This window comes from Massilia sp. 2TAF26, from assembly GCF_052115005.1.
In the GTDB taxonomy this organism is placed as follows: Bacteria; Pseudomonadota; Gammaproteobacteria; order Burkholderiales; family Burkholderiaceae_D; genus Telluria.
This window is the reverse complement of the sequence record NZ_JBFRFV010000002.1, coordinates 320,146-345,424: the sequence shown is the minus strand read 5'-3', so window position 1 is coordinate 345,424 and position 25,279 is coordinate 320,146. Positions and strand designations below refer to the sequence as shown.

General features: G+C 66.6%; 23 protein-coding genes. 4 read left to right on the top strand and 19 right to left on the bottom strand.

Going from position 1 to position 25,279, the window contains the following annotated elements:
- Nucleotides 1-33 precede the first annotated feature (33 nt).
- From AB4Z32_RS03585 to AB4Z32_RS03570, 4 genes are all read right to left on the bottom strand, one after another.
- Nucleotides 34-1,230, bottom strand: coding sequence for a multidrug effflux MFS transporter (locus AB4Z32_RS03585; RefSeq protein WP_441934431.1), 1,197 nt, complete (start codon nt 1,228-1,230; stop codon nt 34-36).
- A 43-nt stretch (nt 1,231-1,273) separates the two neighbouring features.
- Nucleotides 1,274-1,957 carry a signal peptidase I gene (gene lepB / locus AB4Z32_RS03580; RefSeq protein WP_441934429.1) on the bottom strand — a complete coding sequence of 228 codons (684 nt, stop codon included), beginning with the start codon at nt 1,955-1,957 and terminating at the stop codon, nt 1,274-1,276.
- Nucleotides 1,958-2,071: 114 nt separating this feature from the next.
- Nucleotides 2,072-2,239 carry a hypothetical protein gene (locus tag AB4Z32_RS03575; protein ID WP_441934427.1) on the bottom strand — a complete coding sequence of 56 codons (168 nt, stop codon included), beginning with the start codon at nt 2,237-2,239 and terminating at the stop codon, nt 2,072-2,074.
- Nucleotides 2,236-3,417: a PepSY-associated TM helix domain-containing protein gene (locus AB4Z32_RS03570; protein ID WP_441934425.1), complete on the bottom strand. Its 1,182-nt coding sequence runs from the start codon at nt 3,415-3,417 to the stop codon at nt 2,236-2,238. Before AB4Z32_RS03570 ends, AB4Z32_RS03575 begins: the two co-directional genes overlap by 4 nt.
- Nucleotides 3,418-3,534: 117 nt before the next feature.
- Between AB4Z32_RS03570 and AB4Z32_RS03565 the strand changes: the two genes are divergently transcribed.
- Nucleotides 3,535-5,748 carry a TonB-dependent receptor gene (locus AB4Z32_RS03565; RefSeq protein ID WP_441934423.1) on the top strand — a complete coding sequence of 738 codons (2,214 nt, stop codon included), beginning with the start codon at nt 3,535-3,537 and terminating at the stop codon, nt 5,746-5,748.
- A gap of 4 nt (nt 5,749-5,752) precedes the next feature.
- Here the strand turns inward: AB4Z32_RS03565 and AB4Z32_RS03560 are convergent, their stop codons facing one another.
- The 3 genes from AB4Z32_RS03560 to AB4Z32_RS03550 are packed head-to-tail and all read right to left on the bottom strand — an operon-like array spanning nt 5,753 to nt 7,965.
- On the bottom strand, nt 5,753-6,571 hold the full coding sequence (locus AB4Z32_RS03560) for an SDR family oxidoreductase (protein WP_441934421.1): 819 nt from the start codon (nt 6,569-6,571) through the stop codon (nt 5,753-5,755).
- Complete coding sequence (locus AB4Z32_RS03555) at nt 6,571-7,491, bottom strand: SPFH domain-containing protein (protein ID WP_441934420.1); 921 nt, start codon at nt 7,489-7,491, stop codon at nt 6,571-6,573. Before AB4Z32_RS03555 ends, AB4Z32_RS03560 begins: the two co-directional genes overlap by 1 nt.
- Before the next feature lie 39 nt (nt 7,492-7,530).
- The gene (locus AB4Z32_RS03550; protein ID WP_441934418.1) at nt 7,531-7,965 is read right to left on the bottom strand and encodes an NfeD family protein; all 435 of its coding nucleotides are present in this window, start codon (nt 7,963-7,965) and stop codon (nt 7,531-7,533) included.
- Nucleotides 7,966-8,243: 278 nt separating this feature from the next.
- Between AB4Z32_RS03550 and AB4Z32_RS03545 the strand changes: the two genes are divergently transcribed.
- Both AB4Z32_RS03545 and AB4Z32_RS03540 read left to right on the top strand, forming a co-directional pair.
- Entirely contained in the window at nt 8,244-9,422 is a 1,179-nt protein-coding gene (locus AB4Z32_RS03545; RefSeq protein ID WP_441934416.1) for a GGDEF domain-containing protein, read from the top strand.
- 24 nt (nt 9,423-9,446) lie between these two features.
- Entirely contained in the window at nt 9,447-9,779 is a 333-nt protein-coding gene (locus tag AB4Z32_RS03540) for a YnfA family protein (protein ID WP_441934414.1), read from the top strand.
- 70 nt (nt 9,780-9,849) lie between these two features.
- Here AB4Z32_RS03540 and ppsA read toward each other — a convergent pair whose 3' ends face one another.
- Nucleotides 9,850-12,216 (bottom strand): phosphoenolpyruvate synthase, encoded by a 2,367-nt coding sequence (gene ppsA, locus AB4Z32_RS03535; RefSeq protein ID WP_441934462.1) that lies wholly within the window; start codon nt 12,214-12,216, stop codon nt 9,850-9,852.
- 272 nt (nt 12,217-12,488) lie between these two features.
- Between ppsA and ppsR the strand changes: the two genes are divergently transcribed.
- The gene (gene ppsR, locus AB4Z32_RS03530) at nt 12,489-13,337 is read left to right on the top strand and encodes a posphoenolpyruvate synthetase regulatory kinase/phosphorylase PpsR (protein ID WP_441934412.1); all 849 of its coding nucleotides are present in this window, start codon (nt 12,489-12,491) and stop codon (nt 13,335-13,337) included.
- A 58-nt stretch (nt 13,338-13,395) separates the two neighbouring features.
- Here the strand turns inward: ppsR and AB4Z32_RS03525 are convergent, their stop codons facing one another.
- The 11 genes from AB4Z32_RS03525 to ispC form a co-directional block, all read right to left on the bottom strand.
- A complete protein-coding gene (locus tag AB4Z32_RS03525) occupies nt 13,396-14,598 on the bottom strand; it encodes an EAL domain-containing response regulator (RefSeq protein WP_441934410.1) in 1,203 nt (400 codons plus the stop codon).
- Nucleotides 14,599-14,657: 59 nt separating this feature from the next.
- Nucleotides 14,658-15,461: a TrmH family RNA methyltransferase gene (locus AB4Z32_RS03520; RefSeq protein WP_441934408.1), complete on the bottom strand. Its 804-nt coding sequence runs from the start codon at nt 15,459-15,461 to the stop codon at nt 14,658-14,660.
- Nucleotides 15,458-16,126 (bottom strand): ribonuclease HII, encoded by a 669-nt coding sequence (gene rnhB / locus AB4Z32_RS03515; RefSeq protein ID WP_441934406.1) that lies wholly within the window; start codon nt 16,124-16,126, stop codon nt 15,458-15,460. Before rnhB ends, AB4Z32_RS03520 begins: the two co-directional genes overlap by 4 nt.
- Nucleotides 16,126-17,307, bottom strand: a complete 1,182-nt coding sequence (lpxB, locus tag AB4Z32_RS03510) for a lipid-A-disaccharide synthase (protein WP_441934404.1) — start codon at nt 17,305-17,307, stop codon at nt 16,126-16,128. Before lpxB ends, rnhB begins: the two co-directional genes overlap by 1 nt.
- The gene (gene lpxA / locus AB4Z32_RS03505) at nt 17,291-18,082 is read right to left on the bottom strand and encodes an acyl-ACP--UDP-N-acetylglucosamine O-acyltransferase (RefSeq protein WP_441934402.1); all 792 of its coding nucleotides are present in this window, start codon (nt 18,080-18,082) and stop codon (nt 17,291-17,293) included. The genes lpxB and lpxA overlap by 17 nt, the downstream gene beginning before the upstream one ends.
- Nucleotides 18,082-18,609, bottom strand: a complete 528-nt coding sequence (gene fabZ, locus AB4Z32_RS03500) for a 3-hydroxyacyl-ACP dehydratase FabZ (RefSeq protein WP_441934400.1) — start codon at nt 18,607-18,609, stop codon at nt 18,082-18,084. The genes lpxA and fabZ overlap by 1 nt, the downstream gene beginning before the upstream one ends.
- On the bottom strand, nt 18,606-19,664 hold the full coding sequence (gene lpxD / locus AB4Z32_RS03495) for a UDP-3-O-(3-hydroxymyristoyl)glucosamine N-acyltransferase (RefSeq protein WP_441934398.1): 1,059 nt from the start codon (nt 19,662-19,664) through the stop codon (nt 18,606-18,608). The genes fabZ and lpxD overlap by 4 nt, the downstream gene beginning before the upstream one ends.
- Before the next feature lie 94 nt (nt 19,665-19,758).
- The gene (locus tag AB4Z32_RS03490) at nt 19,759-20,268 is read right to left on the bottom strand and encodes an OmpH family outer membrane protein (RefSeq protein ID WP_441934396.1); all 510 of its coding nucleotides are present in this window, start codon (nt 20,266-20,268) and stop codon (nt 19,759-19,761) included.
- 53 nt (nt 20,269-20,321) lie between these two features.
- Nucleotides 20,322-22,682, bottom strand: a complete 2,361-nt coding sequence (bamA, locus tag AB4Z32_RS03485) for an outer membrane protein assembly factor BamA (protein ID WP_441934394.1) — start codon at nt 22,680-22,682, stop codon at nt 20,322-20,324.
- 53 nt (nt 22,683-22,735) lie between these two features.
- On the bottom strand, nt 22,736-24,079 hold the full coding sequence (gene rseP / locus AB4Z32_RS03480; RefSeq protein WP_441934392.1) for an RIP metalloprotease RseP: 1,344 nt from the start codon (nt 24,077-24,079) through the stop codon (nt 22,736-22,738).
- Nucleotides 24,080-24,083: 4 nt separating this feature from the next.
- Nucleotides 24,084-25,262: a 1-deoxy-D-xylulose-5-phosphate reductoisomerase gene (ispC, locus tag AB4Z32_RS03475; protein WP_441934390.1), complete on the bottom strand. Its 1,179-nt coding sequence runs from the start codon at nt 25,260-25,262 to the stop codon at nt 24,084-24,086.
- Nucleotides 25,263-25,279 lie beyond the last annotated feature (17 nt).

Here is a 25,279-nt window from a genome sequence, read left to right as displayed (position 1 = left end):
CGCCAGTCTAGCGCCAGCGGCGCCGCCCGCACATCACTTTTGGGTATGCACGTCGCGCGCCGCCAGGCCCGCCAGGCCCGCCGCCGCGTAGCTGCCGGCCAGGCCCACCGTCACGCCGCAGGCCAGCTTGAAGGCGCTGCCGAACAGCAGCGGCGCGGCCAGTCCCGACACCAGCGCGAAGGACATCATCTGGATGAAGGCCAGCATCGAGGAGGCCAGGCCGCGGTTGTCCGGGAACAGGCTCAGCGCGCCCACCTGGATGGCCGGCATAGCCACCGCCAGGCCGAAGGTGTACACCATCAGCGGCAGCACGGCCCAGGGCACGGCGACGGCGGCGCCGGCCCAGGCGGTATAGCCGACGTTCAGCACGCAGGCAAGCAGCATCAGGCCGAAGCCGATCGCGCGCATCGTTGCCGGCGCATGGCTGCCGGCGCGCTTGCCGCCCCAGGCCGAACCGATCACCATGCCGCTGATCAGCGGGATGAACATCCAGGCGAAAGCGGTTTCGGGCAGGTGCAGGATCTCCATCACGAAGTTGGCCGCCGAGCCGATGTAGAGGGACAGGCCGCCAAAGGCCAGGCCCACCGACAGCGACAGCAGCAGGAACTGCGGATGGCCAAGCACCTTCAGGTAGTTGCGGGCGATGGCGACGCCATGGAAGGCGTGGCGCTTTTCGGGCGGCAGGCTTTCCGGCAGCAGGCGCCAGCACAGGACCAGCATCAGCGCGCCGAACAGCGCCAGGAACCAGAAGGTGGCGCGCCAGCCGAAGGTGACGTGCAGCCAGCCGCCCAGCACCGGCGCGATAGCCGGCGCCAGGCCGAACACCATCATGATGTGGGACATCATCTTCTGGGCCTGGGCACCGCTGAAGCGGTCCTGGACGATGGCCTGGCCGATCACCGAGCCCGCGCCCGCCGACAAGCCCTGCAGCGCGCGGAAGGCGAGCAGCCAGCCGAAGGTGGGCGCCAGCGCGGCGCCGACCGAGCCGAGGGTGTACATGACCAGCGCCACCATGATCACGGGACGGCGGCCGAAGGAATCGGACAGGGTCCCGTAGAACAGCATCATGAAGGCGAACGTGAACAGGAACACGCTCAGGGTCTGCTGCACGGCCACCGGACCGACGGCGAAGGCGCGCCCGATCGCGGGAATGGAGGGAAGATAGGTATCGATCGCCAGCGCGCCCACCATACCCAGGCAGGCCAGGATCACCGTCAACAGTCTTTGCATCTACATCGCCTTCGCTAAACCAAAGGCGGGATTGTAACGACAATCAGTTTACATGGTAGAGGGACATGCCAAAACGCTCGGTGCGCGGCATCCAGTTGCCCTGGTAGTCGGCCGACACCAGCACGCGCTCGGCGCGTCCGACCAGCAGCTTGCGCGGCACCAGGCCGATCATGCGCGAGTCGGCGCTGTTGTCGCGGTTATCGCCCAGCATCAGGTACTGGCCGTCCGGCACCCGCAGCGGGCCGAAGGTGCGCGGCGCAACCACGTCCGGGAGCACCTGGATGTGGCGGCGCCAGCCCTTGCCGCCTTCGATCGATTCGGACAGCTGCAGCGCGCGCAGGGTCGCGCCCTGGATCGAATCCAGCGACTCCGCCACCATGCCGTAGTCCGCGCCCTTGCCGTTGATGTAGAGGCGCTCGTTGCGCATTTCGACGGTGTCGCCGGGCAGCGCCACCAGGCGCTTGATCAGGAGAATACCGTCCTTCGGCGAACGGAAGGTGACGATGTCGCCGCGCGCCGGCTCGCCCATGCGCGCCACCACCACGTCGGTGAGCGGCACCTTCAAATCGAAGGCCATGCGGTTCACCAGCACCACGTCGCCTTCCAACAGATTGGGGTGCATCGAGGCCGAGGGAATCGGATTCCAGTCCGCCACCGCCGAGCGGAACACGCCGAACAGGACCAGAAAGGCCAGGAAGCCTTTGTTGTTGCGGACGAAGTTCTTCACTGCGGGCTCCTTGGAATTGTTCTCATCCACCTTATACGATGGTTTGGCGGGAGTATGCTTAACAGAAAATTAAAGCGCAGGTATGCATGCCGCTGGGGGCACACCGTGCCCACCCTAGCGGGGTTTCCCGATATGCCACGCGCCCACCGCCACCGGTATCCCGAGGCAGATCACGGCCGCGACATCCCACCAGCCATCGCCCAGCAGTCCCGCCACCAGCCCGACCGCGGTCAGCACGCCGAGCAGGATCGGCATGCCCCACAAGGAACGGAAGGCGCTCATCGCGGCTCTCCTTCGCGCGCCAGCGCAGGCTGTCCCGCCGCCCGTACGCGCGCCTCATCCCCAGCCTTCGCCTTGGCCGCGCGGCCCCGCCTGAGCCACAGGTACAGGCCGCTGCCCAGCACGACGATGGTCGCCAGGTCGAGCAGCGCCCACAGGAATTTCATGCCGGCGCCGCCGTAGTCGCCGAAGTGCAGCGGCTGCGACAGCAGCAGGGTGCTCAGGTACCAGGGCAGCGTGCGCTGGTCCGTCACCTGGCCGGTACCGGCGTCGACCAGCACCGGCTTGACCAGCTTGGCGGTCAGGGCCTGGTCGCCGCGCATGTAGACGCCATAGTGATGCGCGCTGGCGAAGGGGGTGCCCGGGAAGGCGATGAAACCGACCTTCATGCCCGGCTGCAGCGACCGGGCGTGCGCCACCGACTCTTCCATCGACGCCAGCTTCGCGGGCGGCGGCAACCCTTCATAGGGCTTGACCATGGCCGCGATCTCGGTCGACTGCCAGACCTGCAGCAGCACGTCGGCCAGGGTGTTGACCACGCCGGTGACGCCCACCACCAGGGCCCACACCAGGGTCACGATGCCGAGCAGGTTGTGCAGGTCCAGCCATTTCAGGCGCGCCGTACGGCCGTGGCGGACCGCGCCGAATTCCAGCTTGCGCATGAAGGGCGCATACAGCACCACGCCGGAGCCGATCGCAAGGACCAGCAACAGACCCATCAAGCCGAGGAAGAGCTTGCCCGGCACGCCGGCGAACAGGTCGACGTGCAGGTGGAACAGGAAGGCCATCACCGCCCCGCCCTCGATCGGCGGTTCGGCCACGTAGCGCGCGGTGCGGGCGTCGATCGCGATCGAGACGAAGTCCGGATCGTTCGCATGCCTGCCCATGGTCAGGAACCACAGCGCCGGCTGGTCGGCCTCCTGCGACATATACATCATCACTTTGTCCGGATAGCGTGCCTTGCCGGCGGCGATCACGCTGTCCAGGTCGGCGCGCGGCGGATTCGCCGGCTGTTGCGCCGTCAGCGCCGGCGGCTCGACCTCGTTACCCAGCAGGTGGCCGATCTCGTGGTGGTAGATCAGCGGCAGGCCGGTCAGGCAAAGCAGCAGCATGAAGACGGTGCAGACCAGGCTGCTCCATTTGTGGATCCAGGACCAGCGGCGGAGGTTTGCGGGGGACATGAAGGACGGAGACGGTGGCGCGAGCTTGCGGATGAGGCTAAATAATAATAGTTCTCATTTACGAAATCAAGCACGATGGATATAATGAGAATTATTCTCATCAAAAGCAAGAATGTCATGAAGAACCACGCACTCCCCCGCACCACCCTGACCCCGGCCGCTTTCGGCGCCCTGCTGCTGGCAAGCTCCATCGCCCACGCCCAGACCGCTCCCGCTTCCCGGGACGCGCAACCCGGCACCCAGCCCGGCATCGCCACCGTCGTCGTGAGCGCCTCGGCCGACGCATCGGCCCAGGGCCTGTCCGCGGCCTATGCCGGCGGCCAGGTGGCGCGCAGCGGGCGTCTCGGCCTGCTGGGCAATGCCGACATCATGGACACCCCCTTCAATGCCACCAACTACACCCAGGCCCTGATCCAGGACCAGCAGGCCCGCAGCGTGGCCGACGTGGTCCAGAACGATCCTTCGGTGCGGGTGGCGCGCGGCTTCGGCAACTTCCAGGAGCTGTACGTGATCCGCGGCTTTGCCGTGAACTCGGACGACATGGCGTACAACGGCCTGTACGGCCTGCTGCCGCGCCAGTTCGTGGCCTCCGAACTGCTGGAACGCGTCGAGATCCTGCGCGGCGCGAACAGCTTCGTCAACGGCGCGGCCCCGGGCGGCGGCGGCATCGGCGGCGCCGTCAACCTGGTGCCGAAACGCGCGCCGAACCACCCGCTCGACCAGGTGACACTGGGGGTGGAATCGGGCGGCCAGGTGCTTGGCGCCTTCGACGTCGCGCGCCGCTTCGGCGAAGGCGATCGCGCCGGCATTCGCGTGAACGCCGTGCGCCGCGACGGCGACACCGCCGTCGACCGCGAATCGCGCCAGCTGAACGTGCTGTCGGTGGGCATGGACTACCGCGGCAACAACTACCGCATGTCGGCCGACGTCGGCTTCCAGGAACACATCCTCGACAACGCCCGTCCCAGCGTGACGGTCGGCGCCGGCCTGGCCGTGCCCGCCGCGCCGGAAGCCGGCCACAACTTCGCCCAGCCCTGGACCCACTCCAACGAGCGCGACACCTTCGGCACCCTGCGCGGCGAGGTCGACCTGGCCCCGAACCTGACCGGCTGGGCCGCCTTCGGCGCCCGCAAGGGCAGCGAGTTCAACGCGCTGACCACGACCACCACCACCGACAACAACGGCGGTCTGAACATGGGCCGCTTCGACAACGTACGCGACGACCGCACCCGCACCGGCGAAGTCGGCGTGCGCGGCGAGCTGCGCACCGGTCCGGTCAGGCACACCATCAGCGCCAGCGCATCAGGCTTCGAGATGAAGTCCTTCAACGCCTACGGCATGAGCGACTTCGCCGGCTGGCCGACCAATCTGTATCGCCCGGTCGACGTGACGGCGCCCTCGCCCACCTTCTTCACCGGCGGCTCGATGGACCATCCGCTGCTGACCCACAAGTCCATCCTCGGCAGCTACGCGATCGCCGACTCGATGGCCCTGCTGGACGACGCGCTGCGCATCACGGTCGGCCTGCGCCACCAGCGCATCAAGGACACCAGCTACGACTACACGAGCGGCCTGCAGAACGCCGCCTACGACGAAAGCGCCAACACCCCGGTCGCCGGCATCGTCTACAAGCCGATGAAGAATTTGTCGCTGTACGCGAACTATGCCGAGGCGCTGCAGCAGGGCCCGACCGCTTCCGGCTCCACCGTGGTGCCGATCAACCAGGGCCAGGTCTTCGCGCCCTACACCTCGCGCCAGAAGGAAATCGGCGTGAAGTACGACAGCGGCAAACTGGGCATGACGGCGGCCGTCTTCACCACCGCCCAGCCGATGGCCTATGTCGAGAACCGCGTGTTCGGCATCTTCGGCGAGCAGCGCAACCGCGGCCTCGAGCTGTCCGTGTTCGGCATGCCGATGCACGGCCTGCGCGTGCTGGGCGGCCTGACCCTGCTGGACGCCGAACAGCGCCGCACCGCCGGCGGCGTCAACCAGGGCAAGGATGCGATCGGCGTGCCCGGGACCCAGCTGAACCTGGGCGCCGAATGGGACATCGCGCAGGTGCCGGGCCTGTCGCTGAACGCGCGCGCCGTCACCACCTCGAAGCAGTACGCGGACGCCGCCAACACCCAGCAGCTGCCGTCCTGGAGCCGCTTCGACCTGGGCGCGAACTACCTCACCCGCATCATGGACCGCGACGTGAGCTTCCGCGCCCGCATCGACAATGCCTTCGACCGCAACTACTGGGCCTCGGCGGGCGGCTATCCGGGCGCCGGCTACCTGGTGCTGGGCGCGCCGCGCAACGTGAGCGTGTCGGCCAGCGTCGATTTCTGATGGCTTAGAGCGGCTTGACCTCGTCCTTCAATGCCGCCAGCGCCATCTTCTCCACCAGGCCCGGCGCAAGAAGTTTGAGAAGCCGGCCAAGCTTGCCCTTGGCCGTCATCACGACTTCGCGCCGGCGCGCTTCCATGCCGTCGACGATCAGACGCGCGCATTCCTGCACCGTCATCGCGCCCTCCTCACGCAGGCCGCTGCTGCCCATCTCCTGGCCCAGGGCGTTGAAACCGCGGTAGCGGATCCGGGTATCGACCACGCCCGGATAGGCGATCGTGACCGAGACGCCGGCGCCCTTCAGCTCCGCGCGCAGGGCCTCGAAGAAGCCGGTCATCGCGAACTTGCTGGCGCTGTAGGCGGTGCGTCCCGGCACGCCGATCAGGCCGGCCAGCGAAGACACGGCGACGATCCGTCCGCGCGCCGCCTTCAGGTGCGGCAAGGCGGCCTGGGTGCACCACACGCTGCCCCACAGGTTGATGCGCATGAGCTCTTCGTACCAGCCGAGATCCGGCACTTCCTCGAACAAGGCATGGGCCGAGCGACCGGCATTGTTGACCAGCACGTCGATGCGGCCGAAGCGCTGCTCGGCCATGTCGATCAGGCGCCGGCACTGGTCCGGGTCGGCGACGTCGGTGGGCACCGCAAGCGCCTGTGCGCCGAGGGCCGCGCACTGGCCTGCCACCTGCTCCAGCTTTTCGCGGTCGCGCGCGCCCAGCACCAACGCCAAGTTTCGACCGCCCGCGGCACCGTCCCGCGCCGCCAGCCGGCGGGCGATCTCGGCGCCGATGCCGTCCGAGCCGCCGGTGACGACCACCACCCGCATTACTTTTGCACCTTGACGATCTGCAGGGCGCTCGCGATCAGGCCGCTCATCTCGCCCAGATTCGCCGGCACGATGATGGAGTTGTTGGTCTTGGCCAGGTTGCCGAAGGCGTGGACATACTCTTCGGCGACGCGCAGGTTGACGGCGTCGACGCCGCCCGGGCTGCGGATCGCATCGCCCACCTGGCGCAGCGCGGTCGCGCTGGCGTCGGCCAGCGCCACGATGGCGGCCGCCTCGCCCTGGGCGCGGTTGATGGCGGCCTGCTTCTCGCCTTCGGACCGGGCGATGGCGGCCTCGCGCTCGCCGCTGGCGATGTTGATCGCTTCCTGGCGGCGGCCCTCGGAGGCCGCGATCAGGGCGCGCTTCTCGCGCTCGGCGGTGATCTGGCGCTGCATCGAGTGCAGGATCTCGGCCGGCGGCGTCAGGTCCTTGATCTCGTAGCGCAGTACCTTCACGCCCCAGTTGGCGGCCGACTCGTCGATCGCGTTGACGATGGTCGTGTTGATGTGGTCGCGCTCCTCGAAGGTCTTGTCCAGCTCCATCCGTCCGATCACGGAACGCAGCGTGGTCTGGGCCAGCTGGGTGATGGCCTGGATGTAGTTCGAGGCGCCGTAGGAAGCGCGCATGGCGTCGGTCACCTGGAAGTACAGGATGCCGTCCACCTGCAGCTGGGTATTGTCCTTGGTGATGCAGACCTGGGGCGGCACGTCGAGCGGAATCTCCTTCAGGCTGTGCTTGTAGGCGATGCGGTCGACAAAGGGCACGACGATGTTCAGTCCGGGCGCGAGCGTGGCGTGGTACTTGCCGAGCCGCTCGACCACCCAGGCGTGCTGCTGGGGCACCACGTTGATGGTCTTGAACACGAAGACCAGCGCGATGACGAAGATCACCAGTGCCACCGTACCGAATGAAAATTCCATGAGCATCCCTTATAGATGAGTTGTTATCTTAAGCAAATCTTATGAATGCGAAACCGCATTCGACACCACCAGCCGGCTGCCCTGCACCTCGACGATGCGGTACTCGCCGGCCTGCGGCGTGGCGCCCTGGCCCAGCTCGACGTCCCACATCGCGCCGCGGTACATCACGCGGGCGCGGCCGTTGTCCCAGCCCGGCACCGTCACGCGCTGGCCGATGTCGAGGTTGACGTTGCGGTCGCGCGCGGCGTCGTGCCTGGCCGGCCGGCCGAAGCGCGAACGGTGCAGCAGCGCGGTCGCCAGCACGCCGACCCCGGCCGCCGCGATGGTCTGCACGGGACCGCCGGCGCCAAGCAGGGCCACCAGCCCGCCGATCGCCAGTCCGATGGCGATCATCAAGAGATAAAACGTCCCGGTGAACAGCTCCAGGATCACGAGCACGCCGGCGGCGACGAGCCAGCCCATCCACTCAGCCATGGTTTCCTCCTTCTCTTCCCACTTGCCTGAAAAAGTCGAAAACCCCCGTCTCCCGGCTTGGGTGACGAGGGTTCGCTATGTCTTTTGCGGTTTCGATGATGACTTGAATAGACAATTCATTATCCCTAGTCTATCGCGTCTGTACGAGGAGTCAACGTTATAGTTGCTTCTGCACCATTTTGGGGACGAAAATTGATATGCAAAGGGGGTTTGATGTCAATTTTTCGTCAATTTTTGATACCATACGGAAATCTATCCTTCCCTTGCCCTACCCCTCCATGTTGACCGTCGTAAGCCTTCTGCTGGTAACGATGGCGCTTTCCGCCGTCATGCTGCTCGTGCTGTTTTCGCTGCGCGACAGCGGCGCGCTCGGTATTCGCGAGTGGTGCGCGGGTAACGCCCTGGCGGTGTTGTCGCTGCCGCTGTTCGCGGCGCGCGGAATCGTCCCTGCATTCCTGACGATCGAAGTCGCGAACGCCTTGTTGCTCGGCACCGCAGTCATGCTCATGGCCGGATTCCGGCGCCACCTGGGCCTGGAGATTTCGTGGTTGCGCCTGGGCGGGTTCGTGGCGCTGGGCCTGTTTCTCATTGTCGCCCTCCACCATGGTATCGACACGCTGCCGGGACGCGTAATTTCGATGTCGCTCCTGCACAGCGCGTTGCAGCTCGAGCTGGCCATGCTGCTGCGTGAGGCGCTCAAAAGATCGGCGCGGCGCTATCCGATCCTGTTCACGATGTACGCTGCGCTTGCGAATGCCGCCGTACAGCTGGTGCGCGCGCTGGTGTATGGCGTCCAGCTGGCCGGCGTTGTCCTGCCGTGGAATGAAGTCGCGGTCGGCATGGTGTTCTTCGCGGCCGGGGCGCTTGCCCTGCCGGGCTTGACACTTGGCGCCGTCATGATGGCGAACGCCGACCTGATCGCGCGTGCCCAGCACGCGGCCAACCACGACCACCTGACCGGCGCGCACTCGCGCCGCGCCTTCTTCGCGGTGGCCGAGCGCGAGCTGGCGCGCGCCCAGCGCCGCAGCAGCCCGCTGTCGCTGCTGCTGTTCGACGTCGATTACTTCAAGCGCATCAACGACACCCACGGTCACGCCACCGGCGACCAGGTGCTGGCCGACATCGTCGAGCGCACCGGCGCGGTGGTACGCAGCATCGACACCGTCGCCCGCCTGGGCGGCGAAGAGTTCGCGGTGCTGCTGCCCGATACCGCCGCCGAGACGGCCCTGCTGGTGGCCGAGCGCCTGCGCCGCGGCCTCGACCGCACGCCGGGCGAGGACGACCACATCGGCGTCGGCTACACGGTCAGCATCGGCGCCGCCACCCTGCATCCGGGCGAGAGCATCGATGCCATGCTGTCGCGCGCCGACGCCGCCCTCTACGCGGCCAAGGCCGGCGGCCGCAACGCGGTGGTCGATGCCCGCGCCGTGCTCGCGAAAATCGCATTGCCCGTTTAGCCAGTTCAGCCTGACACGACCGACATGCTCCTCGCCGCCAAATACGCAGCCCTGTTCGCACTGACGGCGCTGGCCGAAATCCTCGGCTGCTACCTGCCCTGGCTGGTGCTGAAGGCCGGCAGGAGCGCCTGGCTGCTGCTGCCGGCCTGCGTCTCGCTGGCGCTGTTCGCCTGGCTGCTCACCCTGCACCCGAGCGCCGCCGGCCGCACCTATGCGGCCTACGGCGGCATGTATATCGCCGTCGCCCTGCTGTGGCTGCGCTTCGTGGACGGGATCGCGCTGACCCGCTTCGACCTGGTCGGTGCCGGCCTGGCGCTGGCGGGGATGGCGGTGATTGCGTTTCAGCCGCAGGCTTGACCCGCGCCCCCAATGAAAAACCCCCGCCGTTGTGCAACAAGGGCGGGGGTTCTGGCGAACGCTAACTTGCTTACATCGCCGCCAGCTTCTTCCAGGTATCGATCACCGAGTCAGGGTTCAGCGACATCGACTCGATGCCCTGTTCCACCAGCCACTGCGCGAAGTCCGGGTTGTCCGAAGGACCCTGGCCGCAGATGCCGATGTACTTGCCCTGCGCGCGGCAGGCCTTGATGGCCAGCGAGAGCATGGCTTTCACGGCCGGGTCGCGCTCGTCGAAGTCCTTGGCCAGCAGCTCCATGCCGGAGTCGCGGTCCAGGCCCAGGGTCAGCTGGGTCAGGTCGTTGGAACCGATCGAGAAGCCGTCGAAGTACTGCAGGAACTGCTCGGCCAGGATGGCGTTCGACGGGACTTCGCACATCATGATCACGCGCAGGCCGCCTTCGCCTCCACCTTCGCCGCGTTTCAGGCCGTACTTGGCCAGCAGCGCGATGACCTTCTCGGCCTGGCCGAGGGTGCGCACGAAGGGGATCATGATCTCGACGTTGGTCAGGCCCATTTCTTCGCGCACGCGCTTCATGGCCATGCATTCCATCTCGAAGGACTCGGCGAAGTCTTCGGCCAGGTAGCGCGCCGCGCCGCGGAAGCCCAGCATCGGGTTCTCTTCGTCCGGCTCGTAGCGCGAGCCGCCGATCAGCTTCTTGTACTCGTTCGACTTGAAGTCGGACAGGCGCACGATGACGGGCTTCGGCCAGAAGGCGGCGGCGATGGTCGCCACGCCTTCGGCCAGCTTGTCGACGTAGAAGGCTTTCGGCGAGGCGTGGCCGCGGGCGACCGACTCGACGGCCTTCTTCAGGTCGGCGTCGATGTTCGGGTACTCGAGGATGGCCTTCGGGTGCACGCCGATGTTGTTGTTGATGATGAACTCGAGGCGGGCCAGGCCGACGCCGCCGTTCGGCACCGACTGGAAGTCGAAGGCCAGCTGCGGGTTGCCGACGTTGAGCATGATCTTGGTCTTCAGCGGCGGCAGTTCGCCGCGCACTTCTTCCGACACCTCGGTTTCCAGCAGGCCGTCGTAGATCCGGCCTTCGTCGCCTTCGGCGCAGGAGACGGTGACGAAGGTGCCGTCCTTCAGCACTTCGGTGGCGTCGCCGCAGCCGACCACCGCCGGCACGCCCAGCTCACGCGCGATGATCGCCGCGTGGCAGGTGCGGCCGCCGCGGTTGGTGACGATCGCCGAGGCGCGTTTCATGACCGGTTCCCAGTTCGGGTCGGTCATGTCGGCCACCAGCACGTCGCCCGGCTGCACGCGTTCCATCTCGGACGGATCGCTGATCACGCGCACCGGACCGGCGCCGATCTTCTGGCCGATCGCACGGCCCGAGGCCAGCACGGTGCCGGTGCCCTTCAGCTTGAAGCGCTGCTGGGCGTCGCCGGCCTTCTGCTGCGACTTCACGGTTTCCGGACGCGCCTGCAGGATGTACAGCTTGCCGTCGCGGCCGTCCTTGCCCCACTCGATGTCCATCGGGCGGCCGTAGTGCTTCTCGATGATGACGGCGTACTTGGCCAGCTCGACGACTTCCTCGTCGTTCAGCGAGTAGCGGTTGCGCAGCTCGACCGGCACGTCGACGGTCTGCACCGAGCGGCCCGCCTTGGCTTCCTTGGTGAACTCCATCTTGATCAGCTTCGAGCCGATGTTGCGGCGGATGACCGGCTTCTTGCCCAGCTCAAGCATCGGCTTGTGCACGTAGTACTCGTCCGGGTTGACGGCGCCCTGCACCACGGTCTCGCCCAGGCCGTAGCTGGAGGTGATGAAGACCACGTCCTTGAAGCCCGACTCGGTGTCGATGGTGAACATGACGCCGGCCGCGCCGGTGTCGGAACGGACCATGCGCTGCACGCCGGCCGACAGCGCGACCTCGGCGTGGGTGAAGCCCTTGTGCACGCGGTAGGAGATCGCGCGGTCGTTGTACAGCGAGGCGAACACGTGCTTCATGGCTTCCAGCACGTTGTCGATGCCGACCACGTTCAGGAAGGTTTCCTGCTGGCCGGCGAAGGAGGCGTCCGGCAGGTCTTCGGCGGTGGCCGAGGAGCGCACCGCGAACGAGACCTCGGTGTCCGAATCGGCCACCAGGCGGTCGTAGAAGGCGTGGATCTCCTGCTCCAGGCGCGGCTGGAACGGGGTCTCGACGATCCACTGGCGGATCTCGGCGCCGGCCGCGGCCAGGGCGCGCACGTCGTCGACGTCCAGGCTTTCCAGGCGCTGCGCGATGCGCTGGCCCAGCGAAGGACCGCCATCGGCGCTGTGGCGCAGGAAGTCGCGGAAGGCGTCGGCCGTGGTGGCAAAGCCGCCCGGCACGCGCACGCCGGCTTCGGCCAGCTGGCTGATCATCTCGCCCAGCGAGGCGTTCTTGCCGCCGACCGACTCGACGTCGGTCATGCGCAGGTTTTCGAAGGAAGCGACGTAGACGCTTTCACCCGACGCCGCGGGGTCAAGTGTCTTCAATGCTGCAGTAGACAGGTTAGTCATGATGAAACACCTTTTTTGATGATGGAAATCTTTCGCTGGCGGTGCCGGGCGGCGGTGTTTTCTTGTTATTCTTCGCGCCGTGCAGCACAATCCAAAAACCGTTGCCGAGCATTTTACCGCGCGCCGGCCTGATTCACAGTGCGCCGGCTGCAACTTTGTCATCATCTTAGCAAACAGGCACCATGACCTCTTTGACCACCCCCACCACCCCGAGCGGCGCGCGCACCGTGTTCTTCGTGTCCGACGGCACCGGCATCACGGCCGAAACCTTCGGCCACGCGGTGCTGAGCCAGTTCGAAATGCGCTTCCGCCAGATCCGCCTGCCCTTCATCGATACCATCGAGAAAGCGTATGAGGCGGCGCGCCGCATCAACGAAGTCGCGCTGTCGGACAACCAGCGTCCGATCGTGTTCTCGACCCTCGTGAAGCACGATCTCTCGGCCGTGATCCGCGCCGCCCAGGGCATGCACATGGACCTGTTCCAGACCTTCGTCGCGCCGCTGGAACAGGAATTGGGCGTGAAGTCGACCCACACCATCGGCCGCATCCACAACGTGGTCGACAGCGAGGAATACAAGAGCCGCATCGAGGCCATCAACTTCTCGCTGGCCCATGACGACGGCCAGTCGCACAAGAACCTGGCGGATGCGGACGTGATCCTGGTCGGCGTCTCGCGCTCGGGCAAGACCCCGACCAGCCTGTACCTGGCGATGCAGTACGGGATCAAGGCCGCCAACTATCCGCTGATCCCGGACGATTTCGAACGCGGCCGCCTGCCCTCGGCACTGCCGCCCTTCAAGCACAAGCTGTTCGGATTGACGATCACGCCGGAGCGCCTGGCCGAGATCCGCAACGAACGGCGGGCCGGCAGCAAATACGCGTCGCTTGAGAATTGCCGCTATGAGGTGAACGAGGCCGAGACCCTGATGCAGCGCGAGGGGATCCGCTGGCTGTCGTCGACCACCAAGTCGATCGAAGAGATTTCGACGACCATACTCCAGGAGATCAAGCCGGATCGTCGGGAGTACTAGGCGGCGGAGGGGTCAGAGTCCGGTTTTCGCGTGTGCGCTCGGACCCCTCGGCCAACGCTTAGAAAAAGTGCCGCCAGTCTTCCAGCCAACCCGGGAAGGCGCCCGCCTCCATCGGATTGGCAATATGGTAGCCCTGCGCATACGTGCATCCCAGCCCCTGCAGGAAGTCCCAGTCCTGGCGCGTCTCCACCCCCACGGCCACCGACATGCGGTCCAGGCTGTGCGCGAGTCCCAGGCAGGATTTCAGCACGGTGCCCAGCGGGCGCTTCTTCGATGCGCCGTCGACGAAGGAGCGGTCGATCTTCAGTTCCGAGAACGGGATCCGCGCCAGCAGCTGCAGGTTGGAGCGTCCGGTGCCGTAGTCGTCGATCGCCAGGCCGAACCCCATCATGCGCAGGCGCACCAGGCGTTCGATGAAGTCGACGTCGAATTTCAGGATCGACGATTCCGTCATCTCGAAGGTGAGATAGTCCGGCATCACGCCGTGGCGCTTCATGCAGGACGACACCTGGCGGATGAAGTTCGGATGCGCCAGGGTCTCGGGCGCCAGGTTCAGCGAGATCGAGATCGGGATGCCCTGGTCGTGGTACTGGCGGCAGCGCTCGACCGACAGCTCGATCATGGTCCAGTCGAGGAAGTCGACGCGGTTGTTCTGCTCCAGCGCGTCGATGAAGGCGCCCGGACCCAGCACGCCGTGCTCGGGATGGCGCCAGCGCGCGAAGGTCTCGAGGCCCTTGACCTGGCCGGTGGCCAGCTCGATCTTGGGCTGGAAGAAGGGTTCGAACTGGCGCTGCTGCAGGCCGGCGCCGACTTCGGCGAAGCTGAACGCCGGCGTCCTGGCCACCGCGCGCGGCCGCGCCGCGGGCTGGAGATTGTCCAGCAGGGTCTTGAGCTTGGCGCTGGAGACCGGCTTGGCGATGGTGCCCAGCAGCTCGACGCCGTAGGCCTGGGCCAGGGTCTCGACCGAGAACAGCACGCTGGCCGGCTGGGCGCCGACCACGATCAGGCGAACGCTCGACTTCAGCGCGGCGATCGCGCGCAGCAGTTCGAGGCCGTCCATGCCGCCCAGGGCCAGGTCGATGACGGCGACGTCGACTTTCGGCGTGAAGCCGGCCTGCAGGGTGCGCAGCGCGGTGGGGCCGTCGGGGACGTCGGTGACGCGGCTCGCGCCCAGCTGGCCGAGCGCCTCGATCAGCGCGCGGCGCTGCACCGGTTCGGCTTCCGCCACCAGGAAATGTAGGTTCTGTAAAGCTGACTGCATTGTGTCCATTTCGACTCCGCTTGCCCAGCCCCAAGGGTACATGGCGCAGGCGGTGCCGTCTATGCCCGGCGCTGCGGCTGTTGCCTGGTTTGCCGTAATTGCTCGAAAAAGCACACCGCCGCGCAGGCCGCCACGTTCAGCGACTCCACCTGGCCGGCGTGCGGCACGGCGACGCGCCGGCTGGCGAGGTCCAGCAGCTCCTGCGACACGCCCTGCCCCTCATGGCCGAGGATCCAGGCCACCGGCCCGGACAGCTCGACGTCGTACAGGCAGTCGGCGGCATAGCCGCTGGTCGCCAGCACCGGCACCTGCGCCTTGCGCACCACAGGCGCGAGCTCCACGTTCTCGAAGATCTCCAGCACGAAGTGGGCGCCCATTGCGGCGCGCAGCACCTTCGGCGACCAGCAGAAGGCGGTGCCGGGGCTGCACCATACCTGCCGGATGCCGGCGGCGCCGGCGCTGCGCAGGATGGAGCCGACGTTGCCGGGGTCCTGGACGCCGTCCAGCAGCACCGCCGATTCGCCCAGCACATCGGGCACCCGCGGCGCCGGGGTCTCGACCACGAACACCAGGTTGACGCCGTGTTCGACCTGGCTGATGGCGCCGAACAGGGCGTCCGGCAGCGCGGTGACGAAGCCGCGATCGGCCTCGACGCGGGCGACGATCGCCGCCACCTCCGGATTCGACAGCGCATCCTCGGACACCACGCAATGCGCAGGCAGGCCCTTGAGGTCGAGCCAGGCCTGGCACAGGTGGACGCCGTCCAGCAGCGAGCGGCCGGCCTTGCGGCGCGCCTGCGAGCTGGTGGCGAGCTGCTTGAGGTCCTTGTAGAAGGGGTTGTCGCGCGAACTGACGGTCTTCATGCCGGATCGACCTCGAAATGCGCCAGCAGGTCGGCCTGCAGCAGCGCGCGCACCGGCGCGAAGGAGCGGCGGTGCACCGGGCATGGCCCATGCTGGCGCAGGCGCTCCAGATGCAGGGCGGTCGAATAGCCCTTGTGCTGGTCGAAGGCGTACTGCGGCCAGGTTTCGTGCAGGGCCACCAGGGCGGCGTCGCGCGCGGTCTTGGCCAGGATCGAGGCGGCCGAGATGGCGTGCACCTTGTCGTCGCCCTCGACCACGGCGTGGGCGCGGATCGCCTCGGGCAGCTGCGGGCAGCGGTTGCCGTCGATGAGGGCGATGGTCGGCAGGGTTCCCAGCTGCTCGACCGCGCGGCGCATCGCCAGCATGGTCGCCTGCAGGATGTTCAGCGTGTCGATTTCAATGTGCGAGCACTCGGCGATGGCCCAGGCCAGTGCCTGTTCGCGGATGATGGGTGCCAGCTCGTCGCGGCGCGCCTCGGTCAGCTTCTTGGAATCGCGCAGGCCCTCGATCGGCCGCCTGGGGTCGAGGATGACGGCGGCGGCGAACACCGGGCCGGCCAGTGGGCCGCGGCCGGCCTCGTCCACGCCGCAGACGACGTCGGAAATGGTGAAGGGACGGCCCCTGGCGGGCAGTCCCGGATAGAAATCGAACTTCTTCTTGCTCATTATCCTTGTCCTATGACCTCGAGCACCGCCTGGGCGCTGGCCTCGGCGCTGTTGCGCAGCAGGCTGTGGTGCATGTCGAGGAAGCGCTGCTGCAGGCGCCGGCGATTCGCCTCGTCCGTCAGCTGGAACCAGACCGCGTCCGCCAGGGCTTGCGGCGTGGCCGCGTGCTGCAGGAATTCCGGCACCACGAACTCGCGCGCCAGGATGTTCGGCAGCCCGATCCACGGCAGGTAGCCCATGTTCCGGATCAGCAGCCACTCGGCCTGCACCACCTTGTAGGCGATCGCCATCGGCTTCTTGAACAGCGCCACTTCCAGCGTCGCCGTGCCGGAGGCCGCCAGCACCGCGTCCGCCGCCGCGATGGCCGCGTGCGACTGGCCGTCGATCAGCTCGAGCACGCCGGAGCCAATCAGATCCTGCAGCCCGGCCTTCGCCATCATCTGCATAAAATACGCCTTCTGGCGCCCGCCCGCCATCGGCGCGATGAAACGGATGCTCCTGTCGCGCCGGGCCAGCAGTTGCACGGCGCCCGCGAAGGGTCCGCTCAGGTACTTGATCTCGGACATGCGGCTGCCCGGCATCACGGTCACGACCCTGGCGTCTTCCGGGATGCCGAGCTGGCGCCTGGCCGCCGCCACGTCGGGCTGCAGGGGGATCTGTTCGGCCAGCGGGTGGCCGATATAGGTCGCCGGCACGCCGGCCTTGCGGTAGATCTCTTCTTCGAAGGGGAAGATCAGCAGCATGTGCGAGACCGCGCGCTGGATCTTCTTGATCCGCCCTCCCCGCCAGGCCCAGATCTGCGGCCCGACGAAGTGCAGGGTCGGGATGCCGCTCGCCCGCAGCTGCTCTTCCAGGCCCAGGTTGAAGCCGGGGTAGTCGGCGCCGATGAAGGCGGCCGGCCGCTCCTCGATCAAGCGGTCGCGCAGGCGGTTCTGGATGCCCTTCAGTTCGCGGTAGCGCATCAGCACCGGCAGCAGGCCGCGTACCGTGAGCGTGTCCATCGGCACGTCGGATACCAGGCCCTGCTCCAGCATGCGCGGGCCGCCGATGCCCGAGTAGCGGACCTCGGGCAGATGCGGCCTGAGGCCGGCCATCAGGCGCGCCGCCAGCATGTCGCCGGAGACCTCGCCCGCCACCAGCGCCAGATGAACAGGCGCGGTCAAATCAGCGGACGATGCCACGGGTGGTGGCGCCGAGGAAGTCGAGCATGGCCTGGATCTGCGCCATGCCCTCGCCGCCCTCGGCCGCCTCTTCCGTCATTTGCGCCTTCGCTTCTTCCAGCGTCTTGCCGCTGCGGTAGATGGTCTTGTACGCGGCGCGGATCGCGTTGATCTGCTCGCGCGTGAAACCGCGGCGCTTCAGGCCTTCGATGTTGACGCCGTGGGCCTCGGCCGGATTGCCCGAGACCAGCACGTACGGCGGCACGTCCTGGGTCAGGCTGGTGTACATGCCGATGAAGGCATGGGCGCCGATCTTGCAGAACTGGTGGACGCCGCAGTAGCCCGACAGGATCGCCCAGTCGCCCACGTGGACGTGGCCGGCCAGCTGGGCGTTGTTCGAGAAGATCGTGTTGCTGCCGACCTGGCAGTCGTGCGCCAGGTGGACGTAGGCCGAGATCCAGTTGTCGTCGCCGAGGCGGGTCACGCCGGCATCCTGCGCGGTGCCCAGGTTGAAGGTGACGAATTCGCGGATGGTATTGCGGTCGCCGACTTCGAGGCGGGTCGGCTCGCCGGCCCACTTCTTGTCCTGCGGCGCCGCGCCCAGCGAGGCGAACTGGAAGATCCGGTTGTCCTTGCCGATCGTCGTGTGGCCTTCGATGACCACGTGCGGTCCGACCACGGTGCCGGAACCGATGCGCACATGCGGGCCGACGATCGAGTACGGGCCGACCTCGACCGAGCTGTCCAGCTCCGCCTTCGGATCGACGATCGCGGTCGGGTGAATCCGGCCGCTCATTACTGCCCCGCTGCCGCTTGGGGGTTAGCCGAACCGGCCGCCGATTCGTTGGCGCGGATCGTGCACATCAGTTCCGCTTCGACGGCGACCTTGCCGTCGACGCTAGCCTGCGCCTTGTACTTCCAGATGCCGCGCGAGCTGCGCAGGATCTCGACGTCCATCCTGAGCTGGTCACCGGGGCCGACCGGGCGCTTGAAGCGGCAGTTGTCGATGCCGACGAAGTAGACCACCGAGTTCTCGTCCGGCTTCACGCCCATGGTCATGAAGGACAGGATGGCGGCGGTCTGTGCCAGCGCCTCGACCATCAGCACGCCCGGCATCACCGGCTGGTGCGGGAAGTGGCCGTTGAAGAATTCCTCGTTCACCGTGACGTTCTTGATCGCGGTGATGGTCTTGCCCAGCTCATAATCGACCACGCGGTCGACCAGCAGCAGCGGATAGCGGTGCGGCAGGTATTCCTTGATCTGGGTGATACCAAGAGTTTTAGATGCGAGGGTCTTGGCGCCTTGGTTTTGTTCGGTCGTCATTTTTGTTCTGCGTTGTCAGTCAGGGTTTTGATTTGCTTTTCCAGCGTGCGGATCTTCTCGCGCATCGAGGACAGGTTGCGCACGATGGCGGCGCTGCGCTCCCACTCGGAATTCTTGGCCAGCGGGTAGAAGCCGGTGTACTGCCCCGGCTCCAGCACCGAGCGCGAGACCATGCTGCCCGAGGAGATATGGACATTGTCCACGATTTCCAGGTGGCCGAGCACCATGGCGGCGCCGCCGAAGGTGCAATTCTTGCCGATCTTCGCGCTGCCCGCCACGCCCACGCAGCCGGCCATGGCCGTGTTGGCGCCGATATGGCAGTTGTGGCCGATCTGGATCTGGTTGTCGAGCTTGACCCCATCCTCGATGATGGTGTCGGCCATGGCGCCGCGGTCGATGGTGGTGTTGGCGCCGACGTCGACGTCGTCGCCCAGGATCACGCGGCCGGTCTGCGGGATCTTGATGTAGACGCCGTTCTCCTTGGCGAAGCCGAAGCCGTCGGTGCCGATCACCGCGCCCGAGTGCAGGATGCCGCGCTTGCCGATTTTACAGCGCGCGTGGAAGCTCACGTTGGCGAACAGGTGGGTGCGCTCGCCGATCTCCGCCTCGCGGCCGATGAAGCAGCCGGCGTCGATCACCGCGCCGGCCGCGATCCGGGCGCCCGCCTCGACCGTCACCTGCGGGCCGATATGGGCCGTCGGGTCGATCTGCGCGCTCTCGTGCACGCTGGCCGTCGGATGGACCCCGCAGGGGGGCGGCACTTCTTCCAGCGCGGCAAAGTACTGCGCGGCGCGGGCAAAGTAGGCATAGGGGTTGGTGGTGACGATGCGCGCGCCTTCGTAGGTGGCGGCGACGGTGGCGTCGTCCAGCGGGGCGACGATCAGTGCCGCCGCCCGGCTTTGCGCCGCCAGTGCGCGCAGTTTGCTGTTGCTTAGAAAGCTGATGTGCGAAGCGTCGGCGCTGTCGAGGGGTGCGATGCCCCGAACCTCGAGGTTCGGGTCTCCCACCAGCTGTCCGCCGAAGCGTTCGACCAATTCACCCAGTCGAGTGCCCATCTGGTCGTTCCGTAAAAAAGGTGAAGTCAATCTTGATAATGATACGCCGGCCGGGCGCATCCGTCCGGCCGGCGTTCGTCTTGTGCGCTGCCGCTTATTTGTCGAGCAGCTTGAGGATCTTGTCGGTGATGTCGATGCGCGGGCTGGACCAGATGGCTTCCTGCAGCACGACGTCCAGGTGTTCCTGTTCGGCCACCTGTTCGATCAGTTTGAAGGCGCGCTGCGCGATGGCGGCGCGTTCCTCGTTCTTCCGCTGCAGCAGGTCCTCGTTGAACTCGCGCTGCATGCGCTGGACGTCCTTCTCCATGTCGAGCAGCTCGCGGGTGCGGCGGGTGCGGTCGATGTCGTTGAGCTTCGGCGCGTCTTCGTCGAATTTCTCGCGCGCCGTCTTGAAGCGCTTGACCATGTCGTCGACCTGCTTCTGGCGCTTCGAGAACTCGGCCTGGATCTTCTCGTCCGCCGACTTTGCCAGGCGCGACTCCGTCATCAGCCTTTCGGTGTAGATGAAGCCGATCCGGCCGGTCGGCGCCTGCACCTGCGCCTGTGCATTCACATGCAGCAGCGCGCCCGCGCAGACGGCGGCCAGCGCCAGAGTCCTGGACAACGAGGCTATCGATTTATTCAACATAATCTCCAACATGAGCTCCGCAATCCTTGTCAGAAGCCGGTACCCATCTGGAACTGGAAGCGTTCCAGGCGGTCGCCCGGCTTGGCGTTCAAGGGCTTAGCATAACTCAACTTGAGCGGACCCACAGGGGAAATCCACGACAGGCCGATACCCGCCGAGTAGCGCAGCTGGTCGAGGCGCATGCGCTGGCCTTCCTGATAAACCTGGCCGGTGTCGGCGAAGGTGAACCAGCGCAGCGAGCGGTCGGTGCCGCTGCCCGGGAACGGGAACTGCAGTTCGGCGTTGCCGATCACGCGGCGCGCGCCGCCCAGGGCGTCCAGGGTGTAGGGGTCGACCAGGCCCAGCGACGAGCTCTCGTAGCCGCGCACCGAACCGATGCCGCCGCCGTAGAAGTTCTTGAAGACCGGGTAGGCGTGGCCCTTCAGGCCGCCGCCGATGTCCAGCTCGCCCTTCAGGGCCAGGGTCATCCAGCGGGTCAGCGGACGGTACCACTGGTGTTCGTAGATCGCGCGGTAGTACTTGGCGTCGCCGATCAGGTCGATCTCCAAGTTGGCGCGCTGGTAGCGGCCGCGGGTCGGCGTGATGGCGCTGTCGCGCGAGTCACGGCCCCAGGCCACGGTGAACGGGATCGCATCGGTGGTCGCGGTGCCCACGCCGGTCTGCTTGGTCAGCTTGTCGCTCGAGTTCTGGCGCACGAATTCCTTGTACAGCGTCGGCGAGCTGTCGTCGGTTTCCAGCTTGGTGCGTTCGAGGCCGGCGCCGAAGTAGACGGTGTCGGTTTCGGAGAACGGCACGCCGAAGGTCAGGTTGCCGCCCATCTGGCGCACGGTGTAGGAACCGATGTTCAGCGCCGGCGGACGCGAGGTGCGCAGGTAGAGCTGGAAGGCGCGCGACACGCCTTCGTCGGTGAAGTACGGATTGGTCTGCGCGAACGAGATCGTGCGGTTGTACTTGCTGGTGTTCAGTTCGACGCCGACCGTGTTGCCGCTGCCGGCGAAGTTGGCCTGGGTGACCGAAGCCGTGAAGGTGAACTTCTCGGCCTGCGAGAACGCGCCGCCGATCATGAAGTTACCGGTCGGTTTTTCGGTGACCGCGATATTGACGTCGACCTGGTCGGTGGTGCCCTGGTTTTCCGGGGTCTCGACGGTCACGTCCTTGAAGTAGCCGAGGCGGTCGACGCGGTCGCGCGACAGCTTCACGCGGTTCGGGTCGTACCACGAGCTCTCGAACTGGCGGAATTCGCGGCGGATGACTTCGTCGCGGGTGATGGTATTGCCCGAGATCGTCATGTGGCGCACGTAGGCGCGCTTGCCCGGATCGACGATGAAGGTGAACTTGACTTCGTGCTTGGCCTGGTCGATTTCCGGGTTCGCGTTCACATTGGCGAAGGCGTAGCCGAAGCTCGCCAGGCGGTCGGAGATGCGCTTGTTCGAGGCTTCGAGCAGCTCGCCCGAATAGGTCGCGCCCGGACGCAGCAGGATCAGCTGCTTCAGTTCCTGTTCGCGGCCGAAGGTCTCGCCTTCCATCTTGACGCCGGTGACGGTGTACTTCTCGCCCTCGGTGATGTTGATGGTCAGGTAGATGTCCTTCTTGTCCGGGGTGATCGCGACCTGGGTCGATTCGACGGTCGCTTCCAGGTAGCCGTGGTTGGCGTACCAGGACTTGATCGACTCGAGGTCGCCGGTCAGCTTCTGCTTCGAATACTGGTCGGCCTTCGAATACCAGGTGAACCAGCCCGAGGTATTCAGCTGCAGCAGTTCGCGCAGCTGCTTGTCGGAGAAGGCCTTGTTGCCGACGATGTTGATGCCCTTGATCTTGGCGGCATCGCCTTCGTCGACGTTGAACATGATCGTCACGCGGTTGCGCTCGATCGGGGTGACCGTGGTGGTGATCTTCACGCCGTACAGGCCATGCGACAGGTACTGGCGCTTCAGTTCCTGCTCGGCGCGGTCGACCGATGCCTTGTCGAAGATCTTGGTTTCGCCGACGCCGATTTCCTTCAGCGCCTTGACCAGCATGTCCTTCTCGAATTCCTTGGTGCCGGTGAAGTCCACGCTCGAAATGGCGGGACGTTCTTCCACCAGCACGACCAGCACGCCGTTCTCTTCTTCCAGGCGCACGTCCTTGAAGAAGCCGGTGGCATACAGGGCCTTGATCGCAGCGGTGCCCTTGTCGTCGTCGAAGGTTTCGCCGACGCGTACCGGCAGGTAGCTGAACACCGTGCCTGCCTCGGTCCGCTGGATGCCTTCGACCCGGATGTCCTTCACGACGAAGGGAGCGACGGCTTGAGCGTGGCTGGCGCAAAGCGCCAGCACGGCGGCGCCGATCAGGCTGCGACGGGAAGGCATGGCGAAGCGGGGCAAGGCAGGACGATCAGAGTGTAATTTCATTGGTTAGATCAATGGGTCAGTCATTGGACGAACTTCGTATTCTGCGCCCGGTATCAGAGCAGCCGCACCAGGTCGTTGAAGACGGCGAGCGCCATCAGCATGAGCATCAGGCCGAACCCGGCGAGCTGCGCGATCTCTCCGACACGCGCGGACAAGGGGCGCCCGGTCAAAACTTCCAGCGAATAATACAGCAATTGGCCGCCATCCAGAACGGGAATTGGTAACAGATTCATTACACCCAGGCTCAGGCTGATGAAGGCCAGCATCTCGATATAGGTCGCAAAGCCAGCGTCCGCGGCCTGTCCGGCCACCCCGGCGATCGTGATCGGACCCGACACGTTTTTCAGCGAGACCTCGCCGGTCAGCATCTTCCCGATCATCTTCAGGGTGGTGACGGCGCCGTCCCAGGCGCGGCCGGCGCCCTTGGCGACCGCCTGCAACGGGCCGGCCTGCAGTTTCACCATCTCCGGCATCTGCGCCACCAGCAGCTTGATCACGCCTTCTCCCCTCGCCGGGTCGCGGTCCGGGGTGATCGCCAGGTGGAGGGGCTGGCCCTCGCGCAGCAGGTCCAGCTGCAGGGTCCGGCCTGGCGCCTTGCGCACGGTGGTGATGACGTCGATGCCGTCGTTGACCGGCTTGCCGTCGATGGCGGTGAGCAGGTCGCCGTGGCGCAGGCCGGCGCGTTCGGCGGCCCCGCCCGGGATCACCTTTTCCACGCTCGGACGCGGGCGCCACATCTGCATGCCGAGCTGCTCCATGACGTCGGTCTTGCCGTCCGGGTCGAAGCGCGCCAGCGTGGATGCGGGGATCACGGCGCGGTAGGGTCTGCCGCCGGCGCCGTGCAGGGTCAGTTCGGCGTCGCGCTTGTCGATCGCGGCGCGCACGATCTCCCAGCGCATGTCGCTCCAGGCCGCGACCGGCTTGCCGTTCACCTCGGTGACGGCATCGCCGCCGCGCACGCCGGCCACGTACACCGGCGTGTCGGACTGCATGGCGCGCAGGCGCGTGCCCGGCTCTTCCTTGCCGACCATGAACAGGCCGGCCATCAGCAGGATCGCCAGCGCGAAGTTGATGGCAGGACCGGCGGCGATGATGGCCATGCGCTTCCACACGTTCTGGCGCGTGAACTCGCGCGCTTCCTCGCTGGCGTCCAGCGGGGCGGTCGACGGGTCGCGGCTGTCCACCAGCTTGACGTAGCCGCCGAGCGGCAGCACCGACAGCGCCCATTCGGTCTGGTCGGCGCCGAAGCGGCGCGACCACACCACCCTGCCCATGCCGATCGAGAAGCGGCGCACCTTCACGCCGCACAGTCGCGCAACCCAGTAGTGGCCCAGTTCGTGGACGATGATCAGCGGCCCGAGGCCAAGCAGGAAGCCGATCAGGATGTGGCTGAACATGGCGTCAGGCCCGCGCCAGGCTGTCTGCGATGCGGCCGGCGGCCAGGCGCGCCTGCGCGTCCTGGGCCAGCACCGCGTCGATGCTCGATGCCGCGCCATGCGGCACTTCGATCATCACGCGACTCACCACGCGGTCGATGTCGCGGAAGCCGATGCGGCGGTCGAGGAAGGCCTGCACCGCCACTTCGTTGGCCGCGTTCAGCAGGGCCGGCGCGGTGCCGCCCGCGCGCAGGGCGTCGAAGGCCAGCGCCAGGCAGGGGAAGCGGCGGAAGTCCGGTGCATGGAATTCCAGCGCCGCCATGCTGGTGAGGTCGAGCTGGGCCACGCCGGACGCGATCCGCTCCGGGAAGGCCAGCGCGTGGGCGATCGGGGTGCGCATGTCGGGGTTGCCGAGCTGGGCCAGCACCGAGCCATCCACATACGACACCATCGAATGGATCACGCTCTGCGGATGGATCACCACCTCGATCAGGTCGGCGGGCGCGCCGAACAGCCAGTGGGCCTCGATCACTTCCAGGCCCTTGTTCATCATGGTGGCGGAATCGACCGAGATCTTGCGGCCCATCGACCAGTTCGGATGCTTGCAGGCCTCTTCCGGCGTCACGTGTTCGAGGGTCTCGACCTCGCGCTTGAGGAAGGGACCGCCGGACGCCGTCAACAGGATTTTGGCCACGCCGGCCGCGTCCGGCTTGCGCGCATAGTGGCTTGGCAGCGACTGGAAGATGGCGTTGTGTTCGCTGTCGATCGGCAGCAGGGTCGCCTTGTGCTCGCGCACGGCGTCCATGAACAGCTGGCCGGACATCACCAGCGCTTCCTTGTTCGCCAGCAGAACCTTCTTGCCGGCGCGGGCGGCGGCCAGGGTCGGCGCCAGGCCGGCGGCGCCGACGATGGCGGCCATCACGGTATCGGTGCCGCTGCTGGAGGCGATCTCGCACAGGGCCTGCTCGCCCCAGGAGACGTCGGTCGGCAGGTCGGCGATCAGCTGACTCAGGCGCGCGGCAGCGCCGGGCGAGCCGACCACCGCGCGCGCCGGGCGGAACCGGCGGCACTGGGCCGCCAGCTCGTCGACGCGGCTGTGAGCGCTGAGCGCGTAGACTTCATAGTGTTCGGGATGACGCGCGAGCACGTCGAGGGTCGAGACGCCGATCGAGCCGGTGGCGCCCAGGATGGTAACGCGTTGCATTGTGTGCTCCTTCAGAG